Raw genomic sequence first — 14,266 nt, 5'->3', positions numbered from 1 at the left:
GCAAAAATACCAGAATCTAAAATTTATAAATCAATTTTCGAACGTTAGCATACAGCTAGATTCAACACGCTCTTGAGATCTTTTAATGTTCTAACTGTATATCGGCAACACAATGATGAAGCTTGTCCTATTTGAATTCGAAGAGAGTGAAATCTCTCCACCATGAGCTTCGATTATCGAACGTGTGATAGACAAACCGAGCCCCGAACCATCCCCCTTCCTTGAACGAGAAGGGTCTACCCGATAGAATCTCTCAAAAACAAGGGGTATCTGATCAGCCGGAATAGCGTCTCCAGGGTTGCTGATGGATAACTCAATACTCTTATTATCACGGCTCTCTTGGATAAACACCTCAATCGTATTTTCAGGATCAGTGTGTCTAATCGCATTTGACAGAAGGTTTGACAGTGCTCGGCGAAGCATCAGCGGATCACCGATGACAGCCCCCTGTCCTGTTAACTGCATGGATAGACTTTTTTCATCGGCCAGCGCTTCATAAAAATCAAACAGTGCCAATACCTCTGTTTCGAGCGCGACCTGTTCAGATCCCTTGGGTAGCATGTTGTTATCTGCTTTTGCTAAAAAAAGCATGTCTGAGATCATTCGAGCTAAGCGCTCAAACTCTTCAAGATTAGAATGAAGCACTTCACGATACTCGTCAGCCGATCGAGCACGAGACACTGCAACCTGAGTTGCCGTCATCAGGTTTGACACAGGGGAGCGCAGCTCATGGGCAATATCGGCTGAAAACTCGTTAAGTCGAAGGAAAGAGGTCTCAAGACGTTCGAGCATACCGTTAAACGCCTTAACGAGCGCCTGCATTTCACTAGGCGCATCCTCTAAAGAGAGACGCTGACCAAGACTCTTTGCAGATAACATACTGGCAGCTGAAACAACTCTGCGCATTGGCTCAAGCCCTTTCTTTGCCGCAAACCAACCGAGTATTGCCGCACAGGCTATAGCAACCAGAATCCCTATTCCTAAATGAAAACGCATACTTTTTAAAAAATGCACATGATGTGATATATCTAGCGCGATGAATACCTCTGCCTGAGTGGAGTCAAAAAGGGGGACAAACATCGGCATTCCTTGACCAATAAAAGTCCCACCAGACATATCCTTCCACTTTAATGCATTGTTGCCAGCATCAACTAACCGATCCTTCATTTGCTGAAGGCGCGGGTCACACATCAAGTATTGGGATTCTCGAGCAGGTGTCTCTATACAGATCACAATAGAATCGTAACCGGAAAGGACATTATCTATCTGATTTGGCAAATCACTTAAGGCCTGATCAGATGTCGTTACAGAGAGAAGAGTTTCAAGGATGGTAAATTTCGCAGATAGATCATGGAGATCTAGTTCATCAAAATGCAATGAAACAGCACGGTCAAAAACGACTCCAGCGATAATCAAAAGCCCGCCCGCCATTGCAGCAAACAAAGATGCTATCCTAGCCGTTAAAGAGCCTTTCAGTTTCATTCCTGATCTACGTCCAAGACATACCCCATACCACGAATCGTACGGATCAGCTTAAGATCGAATGGATCATCCACTTTGGATCGCAGGCGACGAACCGCCACTTCAATCACATTGGTATCACTATCAAAATTCATATCCCAAACATGAGACGCGATCAATGAGCGCGAAAGAACCTCACCCTGCTTTTGCATCAATAACTCTAACAGAGTGAACTCTTTAGCGGTTAGGTCGATTCTCTGACCCGCTCGGGTGACACGACGTTTGATTAAATCAAGTTCAAGATCGGCTATTCGAAGAATTTCTGTTTGTTTGCTCTTACCACGACGAGAGACTGAACGCACACGGGCAAGCAGCTCCGAAAAAGCAAAGGGTTTAATCAAGTAATCATCCGCGCCAAGCTCAAGTCCATACACTCTGTCCTCGACAGAATCACGAGCCGTTAAAAATAACACGGGGATTTCATGTTCGGCCCGCCGGACGGCCTGCAGTATGCCCCAGCCATTGATTCCAGGTAACATCACATCCAGTATCAGCAAATCGTAATCACCCGTCAGCGCGCAATGTAAGCCATCCACACCGTCATGAATCAAATCTACGACAAAGCCTGCTTCACTTAGGCCTTGCCGTAGATAATCCCCTGTTTTAATTTCATCTTCAACGATTAAAATTTTCATGTATTAATTGGTTTTCAAGATTGACTGACACCTGATTCTTACACGACAAGGAATCAATTACCAAGCTACTCAACACCACGCTCAGTAAGCCAAGCACGCATCATTGATATTTCCTCTTTCTGAGCCTCAATGATGGCTTCAGCTAAGGCTCTAATCTCAGGATCGCTTCCGTGCTCAAGGACGACTTGAGCCATTTCAACAGCGCCTTCATGATGAGGAATCATACCCAATACAAAATCTACGTCTGCATCTCCGGTAAAATCAATGCTCATCGCCTCATGCATTTTATCGTTAACTGCTTGGTAAGCCGTAACGGACGCGGGTACGACATCATTTGAATGACTGCTTCCATGATGCCCTTTATGCTCATGTCCTCCAGCGAAAGCAAAACTACTCGTAATTAACAAACCACCTAACAGAAGTAATGAACGCATACTATTTCCTCGAGATATTGATCATTTGTAACGTTAATAGAGGCATTAAGCCAAAGTACTTTAATACTTTCCAAATGAATGTCGTAAAGCATCATTTGACCTTCAAGTTATATCGTACAGAACTTACCTTGCGCTAGAGTGATACCAAGATTACATTTTTGTAATCTTGCAGATGATTAACGAGCGAGCCGACTTTCTATAGATGCCTCGTGCTATTTCATGCACGCTCTTCCTTATTGTCCAAACAGTTATCTGCTTACCAAAAGGATTAAGCGCAAAACTCAGACCAAGAAAAAATCGCTACACAAAAACAAAGGCTTGCCCTATGATAAAAAATGATGCGGGGCAAAAATTGCTGAGGTTAATCGGTAACCGCAGGTGTTTTCCGCCCCCTGCTCCCTCCATTTCACTCATCAGAGAGCCAATTATGTCATCCAAGGTTTATTGCACCGCTCAATTTCTTCCCAAACCTGGAAAAGAAGCTGAACTCTTCCAAATCCTTCAATCACTCGAACCCAACACCCTTAGGGAAGATGGCTGCATTCAATACATTGTCACTAAACACATCCAAAGCCCATTTGCAGAAGGTAGTAGCTTTCCCATTGTTTTCCATGAAATCTGGAAAGACATGCAAAGCTTCGAAACCCATTGCCAACGCGATGAGATCAGCGATTTTTTTGAACGCTATTGTTTAGCTGACGATGGATTAGCGGCAGATTGGAATGTCTGCGTGTATTCGGATGAGAGATGAGAGATGAGAGATGAGAGATGATATATAAGCATAAAATTGGGTGATATGCATTCATGCGTCACCCTCAATTATTATAAGCAGATGTCAACTTCTGCCGTGCTTATCAAAACACATATGCTCCCTGCATCATCAATCAATTAAGTTAAAATTGACGCGATGTTAATAACTGGCTAGCAAAGCTTTCAAAGTGAAACTGTAACTTACCCTACCATAAACTACTTAACAACAGTCCGGTTACGTCCTGCTTGTTTGGCGCTGTACATAGCTTTGTCTGCACGATCAAAGATACTGGTCACTGTATCACCTGCTTTTACTTGAGTGATGCCTAAAGACATTGTGATTTTGACGGGAGTGCTCTGGAAATTAAAAGGGCTTGTTTCTATAATTTGGCGCACTTTTTCAGCGGCAATCATCGCTTCATTGGCATCGGTTGAGGGCATAAGTATGACAAACTCTTCGCCACCAAAGCGAGAAATAAAATCAACATCACGCAGTTGCTTTTTTAGGACACGTGCCATCAAAAGGAGCACTTTATCGCCTGCTAAATGACCATAGGTATCATTCACACGTTTGAAGTAATCTATATCGCCGACACATAGAGAAAACACTGTTCCATACCGATTAAAACGAACAAGCTCTTCATTGAATCGTTGATCATAGGCTAAACGATTTGGTAGACCCGTTAATGGATCTGTTCGTGACTTCACATGCGCGTTTTCAGCGGTTTGGCGTAACTGATCGCTCTGTCGCTCCATTGAATCCAAGCGTTCCAGCAGCACCTTTTTTTCAGACTTCAACGATTCAATTCTTTTTTGCTCGGAGGCCTTGTGGTGATTCATGGCCTTAATAATACTGACCAACTGCACATTTACAGCTGTCTTTAGCTCATTAATATCCTGACTCTTTTGGACTTTATGGTGGATCATTCGAACGTCGGATCTAACTGTCTGATCCAGAAGATTATTTCGACGCAACTGCTGATGTTCGACTTCTTCTTGTGTATCAAAAAAATCACGCAAAAAAGCCAACTGCTCATTCAAACCTGACAAGTAAGCTTGAATATCAGAGTCCGTTCCGCTGCCACTTAACCGTGCAAGTTTCGTTGCTTCTTTGAGGCATTCATCTAGCTCATCCGTTGAATGACTACGCTCAAGGCGCTGGATTAAGGCCGAGGCTCTGGGTATTGACTCTGCGGGAACGATCAAACGTTGAACCAGCTCTAACAAACTACTCGCTAAACGTGCATTTGCCATATCGCCATGATCTGCTAGATCATCTTTTGTTGCCTCATCTTGCTGATTCTGTATACGAGTCTGAACATCCAAAAGCATTGAAATCATATCGGGCAATGCATGAATATTCTCAGCATGCTCACGCATTTGGTCTTCTAGGGTTTCAAATGACGCCAAATGCTGTTTGTGTTTATCTTTGGCCTGAACTGCTTTACTCCAAAAACGCAACTGTTTCATGATCTGCTGCGATGTTTGTAAACGCAGACCATCTAAACCACGTATTTGCTTCTCAATTTGAACAAGGTACTTAGGTAAACGACTCAGATCACCATTATTAAGATCATGCGTAAAACCAGACATCAGGCGATCCAACTGCGGATCTTGACCATGCGTTGCTAAGCTAAGCTGAAAAGCTAAATCATGCACTTGGCTCAATAAGAGCTGCTGCTTTTTTTCATACCCTTCTAACTCACGCGCTGCATCACGGTATTTATTTTGCCAGTTATCATTATCGCTCATGTATTTGAACCCGTGTGGAGTATTAGCATCTAAGCTTGCAGACCATCCTTGCCCTCGTACACATTCGTATCGGGGGACACGTTTACAACCTCTTTGTCGAGGCTGTTTTAAACCCAACAAGCCACCCATTCAAACAACATTAAGAGTCTACTCGTCAGATCAAATCAGTTTCGATTATCGCATTAATAACCTTCTAATAGCCAGTTGACGACTCGTGCTTCAAACACTGTCCCCATCTAAAGCCTTGTCAATTGGTCAGTTAACGGGTTCGTGTAAAGTTGTTGTGTAACGCTCCATTAGGCTAAGATGAATTAGACGCTCATCAAGAACAAAACAGCTGCAGAGACTCTATGAAGAACACTTCCATTTTTCGCTCCCTGATTCTAATGGCGAGTCTATCAACCTTAGTCATCTTGGCCATTATTGCATCTATTTTGTACTTTGGCATCACGACTCAAATGGAAAAAATTACAAAAACGGAAGCACTGGAAAATGTCCAACAAAGGTTAGATTTGTATTTAAGATCTAAAGAGGACTCGGTCTTATCCATTGCAGCGACTTTATCGCGCGACCCTTCAATACGTGAATCACTGTCAACAAACAATCGAGCATTGTCTGTTAAAAGTTTAAGCAATTTAACTGAAGAGTTTGCGAAGGTTACTGACTATCGAATGATACGTGCGCAGGTGATTGACGCGGATGAGGTTATTGTCGCGAGATCTTGGGATCTAAGCTTCCATGGTGAAATAGCACCTCATCCAATGGTCGCTAAAACGTTAAGTGAAAAAAATGCAACCGCATCTTTTAGTATGGGTAATGCAGGCGTTGGTATCATTGGCTTTTCGCCTGTGATCGCAGACGAAGAGGTTATAGGTTTAATATCAGTGACACAAGGGATTGGATCGGTTGTTCGATCTATGCAAAACGATGATTTGGATTGGATTTTATTGTTAAATAAAGAATCAATTTTAGAGCGATTTTCTGGCCGCTATCCTCCAACTATAGCCTCTCTTCCATCAATTAATGATGAATATCTTCTTGCACATTCAGAATGGTTTGATCTATCACTCGCTCGAAGCCTAGCAGCGTATTTGCCAAAAAAACTATCGAATGAGCCGCGTGTTATCTATCTTGATCAAGCCATACTATACGATTTCCCATTATTTGATCGATCAGGTGTTTATATCGGCAGAAGCCTGTTACTGGGGGATGAAACCTCTATCAAATCTCGTATAGAAAATGTTCGATCTGCCACATTTTTGTTGATAGCAGCCACCCTTTTTGTTGTGACCTGTGTTGTTGCTCTGCTTTTATGGATAGTGAATCGTCGCATATTAGCCCCCGTAAAACATATTGTTTCCGTTATTAACGAAACAGTAAGTTTAGGGCGCTTTTCACAACGAGTTCGAGTCTATCGTGAAGATGAATTAGGCGTCATGACGCAAAATATTAATAGATTACTTGCAAATTTTGAACGAGCTCTCGCTGAATCGAACCAAGTCATGGGCCAGCTCGTCCTCGGTAACTTTGAACAACGTATCGTGGGTAATTATCAAGGCGATCTTCTAGAAATGAAAAAAGGCATTAATGCAGCCGCCTTAGAATTAAAAAATGCTCACTTCAAAGCACTCCAAGCCAGCAAAGCGAAGAGCCAATTTCTAGCGAACATGAGCCACGAAATTCGAACACCAATCAATGGAGTGATAGGCATGCTGTCCCTTTTAGAGACAACATCTTTAACAACAGAGCAGGCTGAACAAGTACATCTTGCTATGCGTTCAGCTGAACTGCTGCTAGGTCTTGTAAACGATATTTTGGACTTCTCCAAAATTGAAGCGGGCAAAATGAGTTTAGAAATGGCGCCCGTTGATCTAAACGACTTATTAACGACGATGCGTAGCATCTTTCAACACCTTGCTGAGAATAAAAAACTTGAGTTGATCCAAACAATTGACCCTGCAATTAATGGATGGCTTAAAGCAGATCCTCTAAGACTCCGACAGGTTCTAAATAACTTAGTGTCAAATGCGATCAAATTTACGGACGTGGGCCAAGTCACTTTGAGTGTTCACTTGCTGGATAACCACAGGATTCGATTTGAAGTTAGAGATAGCGGAATTGGCATTTCTGAAGAAGCTCAGGAGCGGCTGTTTCAAAGTTTTAGCCAAGCGGATAACTCAACCAGTCGCAAATATGGCGGAACGGGGCTGGGCTTAATGATTTCTAAAGAGCTCATTGCGTTAATGAATGGCACCCTTTGGTTAGAAAGTACTCTCGGACAAGGCTCCTGTTTCTACTTTGAATTGCCCTATCTTCCATGCGAAGCACCAAACAATCCAACTCAGGCACGCTGCCCGTTTACAAACTATGCGGATAGGAGAGTGTTATTGGTTGAAGACAATACAGTAAACCAAAAGCTCGCGTTAAAGTTATTGGAAAAGTTTAATATCGAGGCTGCATTAGCCGAGAATGGTGAAGAAGCCATTCGTCAGCTTGAGTCTGAAACCTATGATTTAATTTTGATGGACTGCCAAATGCCCATTATGGATGGCTTTACAGCAACCCGAATCATACGGCAGCGAGACATTATGACCCCGATTGCAGCTTTAACAGCCAATGCCAGCGAAGACGATCGTAATGCTTGCCTAGCCTGCGGTATGAATGATTATTTAGCCAAGCCTTATAATGCTGAAAAGCTGTCAGAATTACTGCAAAGGTGGCTTAAATAGACGTCAGAGCGGAAATTGACCAGTCTTTGCATTCCAATTGTTATACTATAACATTTAGACGATATAATTCACGCAGCGCCCACTGACGTGACAATGGGCAAACGCCAACTCAACGACTAGGCAAAAAAATGACTATCTGGCAAACGCTAGAAGATGCAGATCAATCTGACTCTTTTCCACTTGAAGAAATTCTATCCGCAATTCCATGGAATCAAGACGGACTCATCGCCGCCATTGCGCAAGAACATGACACTAAAGAAATGCTCATGCTTGCGTGGATGAATAAAGATGCGCTTATTGAAACCTTAACCACCAGACAAGTCTGTTACTGGTCTCGTTCGCGGCAATCACTATGGCGTAAAGGAGAAACATCTGGCCATGTTCAGCATTTGATAGACGCTAGGTTTGATTGTGACGGTGATGCACTTTTACTGCTCGTGAATCAGAAAGGTGCAGCCTGTCATACAGGCCGACCCAATTGCTTTTACAACGCCATCCGTGGAGAGCAAATTGTTGTTACTAGCTCAAAGCCAAACAATGCCTAAGAAAATGTACTAACTGCAAAGGAATTATTTTAAAAGAACCTAGCTACGACTAGAATCGCTGGGCAAAAGGGTATCTTGCTCTGGCTCTGCAGACTCCGACTCTGCCGCTTCTCGTTCCTGTTCAGCATGCTCTGCCGCCCACACACCAGCAGCCTCCACCGCTATAGGAGAAGCGGTTGGAATAACACTTAAATAGCTTTCTGTCGTGTCTGTTGGCAAGTGCGCACGCTGTGTAATGCGATAAGCGGCATAGAATACAATCAAAAGAAAGGTTATTCCTAACACTGGCCAGAAGGCATAAGGACCAAATGTTTCCATGGCCCATCCCGTGACCAAGGGGCCAATAATGGCACCTAGCCCAAAGGTAAACACTAAGCCTCCCGATGCAGCAGGCATCTCTTCGGCGGATAATGAGTCGTTCGTATAGGCTAAAAATAATGAATACAAAGGGGTTGTAACGCCGCCAGTTAAAAAAGCGGCCAGCATTAAGAATCCCATTCCCCCATCATTCATCCAACCCAAAAAACAGGAAACAGCGCCTAAAAGCGCAGCACCCAATATAACTTTACGTCGATCAATGCGATCAGAAAGCCAGCCAATCGGATATTGAAGAAATAAAGCACCCGCAAATAGCATGGCAACAAACAAGGCAATGTGCGTCGCAGAAAGTCCAATTTGAGAGCCAAATACAGCCCCCATCCCAGATTGTGTTGCATAGACACTCCCCAGTAAAAAAATACCAACTGTCCCTAAGGGAGAACTCGCAAACAGGTCACGTAAGCTCATAGGCCGCGCAACTTCAACATTGGGCACAGGGTTTACGGATAACAAAATAGGGGCAAAGGAGATTGAAACTAGTATAGATGCACCGATAAAGAGAACAGACGTAGCCGCATCACCAAGGGTTAACAAGCCTTGAGCGCCGATAATCCCAAGTGTTTGTGCAATCATATACGCGGATAAGACCTTTCCTCGGTTTTCATTGGTGGCGGCATCGTTCAACCAACTCTCGGCTGTAACATAAATGCCCGACATGCAAAAACCTATGAGTATCCTTAGCAAGGTCCAAGCCCAAGGTTCGGTTATTAAAGGAAAGGCAATTAGCCCCGCCGACATAAAGCTTCCTAAAGCGGCAAACACACGAACATGCCCCACTCGCCTAATCAGCAGCGGCGAAAAACGAGCGCCTGATAAAAACCCAACAAAGTAACCAGAGGTAACAATCGCCAACTCAGCCGCCGAGAAGCCTTCGATACCCCCTCTAAGTCCAATTAACGTGAAGTGCATGCCATTGCCCAGCATGATCAGTACGATACCCAGTAAAAGAGGCCAAACGCCAGAGAAAACCTTCGTCATGCTTCACTCGATTTTAAGTATTGATTAAAGCTCCGACTCTGGCATAACTTTCTTGAGTGTAATATCACAACGGCGTCATGACTCTCTCATATTGCGACGACTCATCCTGTTACTTCATAGAAAATCAGATGTGCGAGATCTCTATTCCTCACATATGACGCTCTCTCGCCTCCTGAAGCATATGCAAGGTGATTTTTCGCACTTCATCTCTACTGACAATGATGTGCGCACGCAGCAAATACTTGGCATGATCGGAACGACGATGCTGGATTGCGTCAAGGATGGCCGCATGCTCTTGATAGGTTGCATCAATCCGATAATCCTTAGTGAAATCCAGGCGGCGAATAATGTGAATACGCTCACTGATATCTCGATGGATACGAGCCATTTCTTCATTCCCTGCCGCCTGAACCAGACGACTATGAAACGATCGATCCATATCACTAAGTGTCATGTCAGTCACACGATCAACGTCTGGCACACACCAAATAGCGCTCAGTTCTGCAATGCAAGCAGGCAGTTCTGTCAAATTACAGAGTCGTTCTATTGCCGACGTTTCCAGCAATATTCGGAGATCATACAGGTCCTCAAACACTTTAAAATCAAAGGGTCTTACCTGCCAGCCACTGCGAAAATGGACATCGACATACTGCTCCCGATGCAGTCGATGAAGCGCTTCGCGCACCGGAGTGCGACTGGCAGCAAAGCGCTCAGCAATTTCTGTCTCACTGAAGTAATCTCCGGGTAACAACTGAAAGTTGAAAATCAACGCCTTCAATTGCTCGTAGATACGATCAGCCAGATTTTCACGCCTTGGCTTTTGCCTTGACGGGCTCTGCAAAGTGTTGTGTTTCATGATAGATAGGCGCGCCAACCGCCAAAGTGGGTAATGTCTTTTGCATTACCCAGTGCCAGAGGCTCACAAATAAAGCCTTTGACACTGCGACCATCCTCTAGCAACAGGTTACCGATACCCAGTGGTTCCGGAATTTCCGCCACAAAAGCACCAAAATTCGCCAAGGGTACATCCCAAAGCTCAACCTGAATCGACGCTCCATTTTCAGTGACCCGCGCAAGCCCTGGCTTAGGAGGTGTCGTATTGGCAAGTGCATAGAGACGATACTCAGGTGCTGTCTGAGTCGTTTCAACAAAGCTCGCATGTCGAGTAGTAAGTTGGAAGTTGAGTGGCATTCCCGTTAAATGCGCCCCCACCACCGCGACTCGAACCGCGCCAGGTGCAACAGGCTTGAAGGCCGGAGTCATGGTTTGAAAAGCCTTCCCCGTCGCCCCCATCGGCAATGCCAAATGGGCTTGCCAGCGTTGACCGAAGTCGGCCAGTGCAAAGTCATGCCAAGCATTGGCAATTAACGTAATGCCAGCTGGCAACTCATCTGCTCGGAAGGGTGCCGGTAAAGCCAGTGCTGAAAGATCTGCTAAGTTGGTAAAATTCGTGTAAGTACCAAACTGAGAGTTGTAGAGGATAGGCTCTTCTTGCATCTCGGCCAAGGTGCGAATCGTCGGAGAGGTCGGCACCACTAGCGCATCCACTTCAGAAAGCTGTTGCTGTATATGACGTGCTAGCGCTTGGCGTTGGTACTCGGCATCGAAATACTGTAAGGCCGTGTAATCTGTCCCCTTAGCCACAATTGTGCGTACTGTTGAATCCATCTCCTCGGGGTGTTCAATCAGTAATGAGCCGATCGCATGGGTTCGCTCTGCCACCCATGGGCCCTGATACAAAAGCTCAGCTAACTGAGTGAATGGCGTGAAATCAATCTCGACCAGATCCACCATTTTTTCCAGCTCACTGCGAGCCTGCGCAAAAGCAGCCTGCATCAGTTCATCACCAAAGAACTCCAACTTAGAAGGTATGGCGAATCTGGGCCGCTCTGGCATTCCTGTCGGCGCGGCATTTGGATTTTTCCGTGAATAAGCATCAACCAGATCTTGCGGTTCTCCAAGAACCTGCGCCACCTGTAAGGCATCAACAACCGTCAAGGCAAACACAGAAACACAGTCGATTGAGCGGCAGGCAGGCACGACGCCCTTGATCGAAAACCACCCTCTGGTTGGCTTCAATCCGACTAAATTATTAAAACCGGCTGGCACTCGGCCTGAACCAGCTGTATCCGTTCCTAGGGCAAAGGCAACCAGTCCACGTGCTGTCACAGAGGCTGAACCAGAGCTCGACCCACCTGATACATAATCAGCTTTAAAGCTATTCGATACCGCACCATAAGGTGAACGTGTCCCCACCAGCCCTGTCGCAAACTGGTCAAGGTTGGTTTTACCGATCAGGATAGCCCCAGCTTTTTTCAGCCGCGCAACAACGGTGGCATCCTCCGCTGCGGTGTAAGCAAACGCAGGACAGGCAGCTGTTGTCATCCACCCAGCGACATCAATATTGTCCTTTACCGCAAAAGGCACCCCGAACAAGGGCAATGACTCGCCGTGCTCCCGACGCGCGTTGAGATGCTCTAATTGCTGTTTTAGATCGCTGGCAGAAAGACGGCTGATCCATGCGCAGTCGTTTGCATGATTAACGGCATCAACCAGTTTTTCCAAGTGCCTATTGCCATCATTCTGCTGATGCGCACTCAGCCAATCACTGATCGTCCAACCAAGGGTTTCCAGAGTATTCATGATATATCTCGCTAGTATCCTGTCTTGTATACAAGATTTAGCAAAATAAATGCCAACAAATAAAACTATTTAAAATCAAAATATTAATTTAAAAAAATGAGCCTCTTCGAATAAAAAATAGAAAAAATTGCGCCAAATAAAAGCAGCAAACCAGCAACTGCACGTTTTTTGCCCTTTTATCGACGTCAGTTGTCCAAAGTAGACGCTCACTGAATAATGAGCGTCGATTGAAAGCGATTTTGGAACGCGTTAACATTTTAAGAGGTTGGGCTTTACTCACTGATGTAAAGATGTAGAGCAGGCTCAATAAAATTTTTTTCTAAAAAATGACGGACCATTTTTATGTTTGCAATTGCCAAATGAATAGGGTGCGTTAAAGGAATGATGCTATGTATAAGTCATTTGGATGGCGATTTTGTGTTGTTGGCGTTCTTATCATATTAATGTCTATCCCACTGTTTTTTGTAGGACAAATTGTCGATGATCGCTCACATTACAACCGAACGACGCGTGCCTCGGTTGGTTTAGAATGGGGTGGACCTGAAGTACTCAGCGGTCCTGTTTTAGTTATCCCTGTCGAAGAATCTGCTCTAGTACAGGAACGACGCGAACTGATTGATCCCGAGACAGGGATGCAGCGAATTGACTCCGACGGCAAACCTATTTTTCGTATCGTCGAAGAAATGCGCCAACTCCAGCGCGCACCCATTTTCATTTACCCTAATCGTTTCGATGTTGAACTGACCAGTGAAACTGAAGCACGTCAGCGAGGCATTTTCACTGTTCCGGTGTACAGTTCACGTGCCGATCTTACCTTTGACTTCCCTCTTGATGCTGTTTCTACCTTTCTTCGAGGTGAAGAAACGCCAATGTGGGAGCAAACCGAGCTGCGACTATCAGTGACCTCAAACCGAAGCCTTCGTGGCGAAGCGGCCTTAAATGCAGCAGATGTATCCTTTGAACTTGAACCCATGCAACACCGACATGGAGAAGATGGTGGAGTCATGGCGTACACAGGTGATCCACGTCAACATAACACCTATCAAATGGTGTTTGAATTTAACGGCGCAGAGTCTCTAATGATCGCCCCTGTGGGTCGGAATAGCCGTATTCGAATGGTCAGTGATTGGCCGCATCCGAGTTTCACCGGTGCTTTTTTACCCAATACACGGGAAATCTCAGATGAAGGCTTTATCGCCGACTGGTCAATTCCGCATCTAGCACGCGCTCTGCCACAAATAAGTCGAGAGTCCTATGACTCTATTGCTCGAAGACAGACCAGCTTCGGTGTGAATCTCTACCAGCCCAATGATTTGTACCAAAAATCCTATCGAGCCGCACGATATGGCATGCTATTCATCGGCTTGACCTTTCTGACGATATTCCTGATCAAAAGCCAGGGTGCGCGCCCCACTCACCCTGTTCAATTCATTCTAGTGGGCCTTTCACAATCAACCTTCTTTTTACTCTTACTCGCTTTTGCAGAGCAAATTGGATTTAGTGCTGCCTACTTGCTCGCATCGACAGCAACCGTGCTGCTAATCGTCACCTTTGGCGCGGTGGCTCTGCATTTAGGAAAACGTACCTTGGTATTGGCTCTGATGCTAACCTTGCTCTATGGTGTGCTGTATTTAATTCTGAGAAGTGCAGACTACGCACTATTGGCAGGATCTATATTAACCTTCATTGCTATTGCGGCCACTATGTATGCAACGCGCAATGAAGACTGGTACGGACCTCAGGAAGAAAGTGCGAAGCGTGGTGGCTGGTTTAAACGTAAATCACCCACACCCACAGCACCTGTTGAGTCGTGAGTGCTGACGAGATTTAATTGGATTCAACTGACTGATAACTGATAACTGATAACTGATAACTGATAATTGATAACTGCAGATTAACTC

Annotated in this window: 11 protein-coding genes; 4 read left to right on the top strand and 7 right to left on the bottom strand. The window is 45.0% G+C overall.

The features are described 5' to 3' along the window. Positions 1–90 precede the first annotated feature (90 nt). The 3 genes from DN062_RS00785 to copM form a co-directional block, all read right to left on the bottom strand. On the bottom strand, positions 91–1,482 hold the full coding sequence (locus DN062_RS00785) for a heavy metal sensor histidine kinase (RefSeq protein WP_112156646.1): 1,392 nt from the start codon (positions 1,480–1,482) through the stop codon (positions 91–93). Continuing rightward, positions 1,479–2,156 (bottom strand): heavy metal response regulator transcription factor, encoded by a 678-nt coding sequence (locus DN062_RS00780; protein WP_112156645.1) that lies wholly within the window; start codon positions 2,154–2,156, stop codon positions 1,479–1,481. The genes DN062_RS00785 and DN062_RS00780 overlap by 4 nt, the downstream gene beginning before the upstream one ends. A 65-nt stretch (positions 2,157–2,221) precedes the next feature. Next, complete coding sequence (copM, locus tag DN062_RS00775; RefSeq protein ID WP_112156644.1) at positions 2,222–2,590, bottom strand: CopM family metallochaperone; 369 nt, start codon at positions 2,588–2,590, stop codon at positions 2,222–2,224. Positions 2,591–3,017: 427 nt separating this feature from the next. On the opposite strand from copM, the gene DN062_RS00770 reads away from it, so the two are divergent. Continuing rightward, a complete protein-coding gene (locus tag DN062_RS00770) occupies positions 3,018–3,341 on the top strand; it encodes a putative quinol monooxygenase (RefSeq protein ID WP_112157154.1) in 324 nt (107 codons plus the stop codon). 215 nt (positions 3,342–3,556) lie between these two features. Here DN062_RS00770 and DN062_RS00765 read toward each other — a convergent pair whose 3' ends face one another. Further along, positions 3,557–5,092, bottom strand: coding sequence for a GGDEF domain-containing protein (locus DN062_RS00765; protein WP_162301226.1), 1,536 nt, complete (start codon positions 5,090–5,092; stop codon positions 3,557–3,559). Between the two features lie 350 nt (positions 5,093–5,442). Between DN062_RS00765 and DN062_RS00760 the strand changes: the two genes are divergently transcribed. Continuing rightward, positions 5,443–7,821 (top strand): ATP-binding protein, encoded by a 2,379-nt coding sequence (locus tag DN062_RS00760; protein WP_112156642.1) that lies wholly within the window; start codon positions 5,443–5,445, stop codon positions 7,819–7,821. 128 nt (positions 7,822–7,949) lie between these two features. Further along, the gene (gene hisI, locus DN062_RS00755) at positions 7,950–8,366 is read left to right on the top strand and encodes a phosphoribosyl-AMP cyclohydrolase (RefSeq protein ID WP_112156641.1); all 417 of its coding nucleotides are present in this window, start codon (positions 7,950–7,952) and stop codon (positions 8,364–8,366) included. Positions 8,367–8,405: 39 nt separating this feature from the next. Here hisI and DN062_RS00750 read toward each other — a convergent pair whose 3' ends face one another. The 3 genes from DN062_RS00750 to atzF form a co-directional block, all read right to left on the bottom strand. Further along, positions 8,406–9,722, bottom strand: coding sequence for an MFS transporter (locus DN062_RS00750; protein ID WP_112156640.1), 1,317 nt, complete (start codon positions 9,720–9,722; stop codon positions 8,406–8,408). A 148-nt stretch (positions 9,723–9,870) separates the two neighbouring features. Next, positions 9,871–10,578 (bottom strand): GntR family transcriptional regulator, encoded by a 708-nt coding sequence (locus DN062_RS00745; RefSeq protein ID WP_112156639.1) that lies wholly within the window; start codon positions 10,576–10,578, stop codon positions 9,871–9,873. Next, positions 10,575–12,365 (bottom strand): allophanate hydrolase, encoded by a 1,791-nt coding sequence (gene atzF, locus DN062_RS00740; protein WP_112156638.1) that lies wholly within the window; start codon positions 12,363–12,365, stop codon positions 10,575–10,577. Before atzF ends, DN062_RS00745 begins: the two co-directional genes overlap by 4 nt. A gap of 389 nt (positions 12,366–12,754) precedes the next feature. On the opposite strand from atzF, the gene creD reads away from it, so the two are divergent. Next, positions 12,755–14,179, top strand: a complete 1,425-nt coding sequence (gene creD / locus DN062_RS00735; RefSeq protein ID WP_112156637.1) for a cell envelope integrity protein CreD — start codon at positions 12,755–12,757, stop codon at positions 14,177–14,179. Positions 14,180–14,266: the final 87 nt, after the last annotated feature.

This window comes from Nitrincola tibetensis (assembly GCF_003284585.1).
GTDB lineage: Bacteria > Pseudomonadota > Gammaproteobacteria > Pseudomonadales > Balneatricaceae > Nitrincola > Nitrincola tibetensis.
This window is presented reverse-complemented; position numbering and strand designations above follow the sequence as displayed.

Bases quoted from the DNA above. Each gene is read 5' to 3' on its own strand.
- DN062_RS00750 (WP_112156640.1), bottom strand. From the start codon at position 9,722: ATGACGAAGGTTTTCTCTGGCGTTTGGCCTCTTTTACTGGGTATCGTA.
- DN062_RS00745 (WP_112156639.1), bottom strand. From the start codon at position 10,578: ATGAAACACAACACTTTGCAGAGCCCGTCAAGGCAAAAGCCAAGGCGT.
- DN062_RS00780 (WP_112156645.1), bottom strand. From the start codon at position 2,156: ATGAAAATTTTAATCGTTGAAGATGAAATTAAAACAGGGGATTATCTA.
- hisI (WP_112156641.1), top strand. From the start codon at position 7,950: ATGACTATCTGGCAAACGCTAGAAGATGCAGATCAATCTGACTCTTTT.
- creD (WP_112156637.1), top strand. From the start codon at position 12,755: ATGTATAAGTCATTTGGATGGCGATTTTGTGTTGTTGGCGTTCTTATC.
- DN062_RS00770 (WP_112157154.1), top strand. From the start codon at position 3,018: ATGTCATCCAAGGTTTATTGCACCGCTCAATTTCTTCCCAAACCTGGA.
- copM (WP_112156644.1), bottom strand. From the start codon at position 2,590: ATGCGTTCATTACTTCTGTTAGGTGGTTTGTTAATTACGAGTAGTTTT.
- DN062_RS00785 (WP_112156646.1), bottom strand. From the start codon at position 1,482: ATGAAACTGAAAGGCTCTTTAACGGCTAGGATAGCATCTTTGTTTGCT.
- DN062_RS00765 (WP_162301226.1), bottom strand. From the start codon at position 5,092: ATGAGCGATAATGATAACTGGCAAAATAAATACCGTGATGCAGCGCGT.
- atzF (WP_112156638.1), bottom strand. From the start codon at position 12,365: ATGAATACTCTGGAAACCCTTGGTTGGACGATCAGTGATTGGCTGAGT.
- DN062_RS00760 (WP_112156642.1), top strand. From the start codon at position 5,443: ATGAAGAACACTTCCATTTTTCGCTCCCTGATTCTAATGGCGAGTCTA.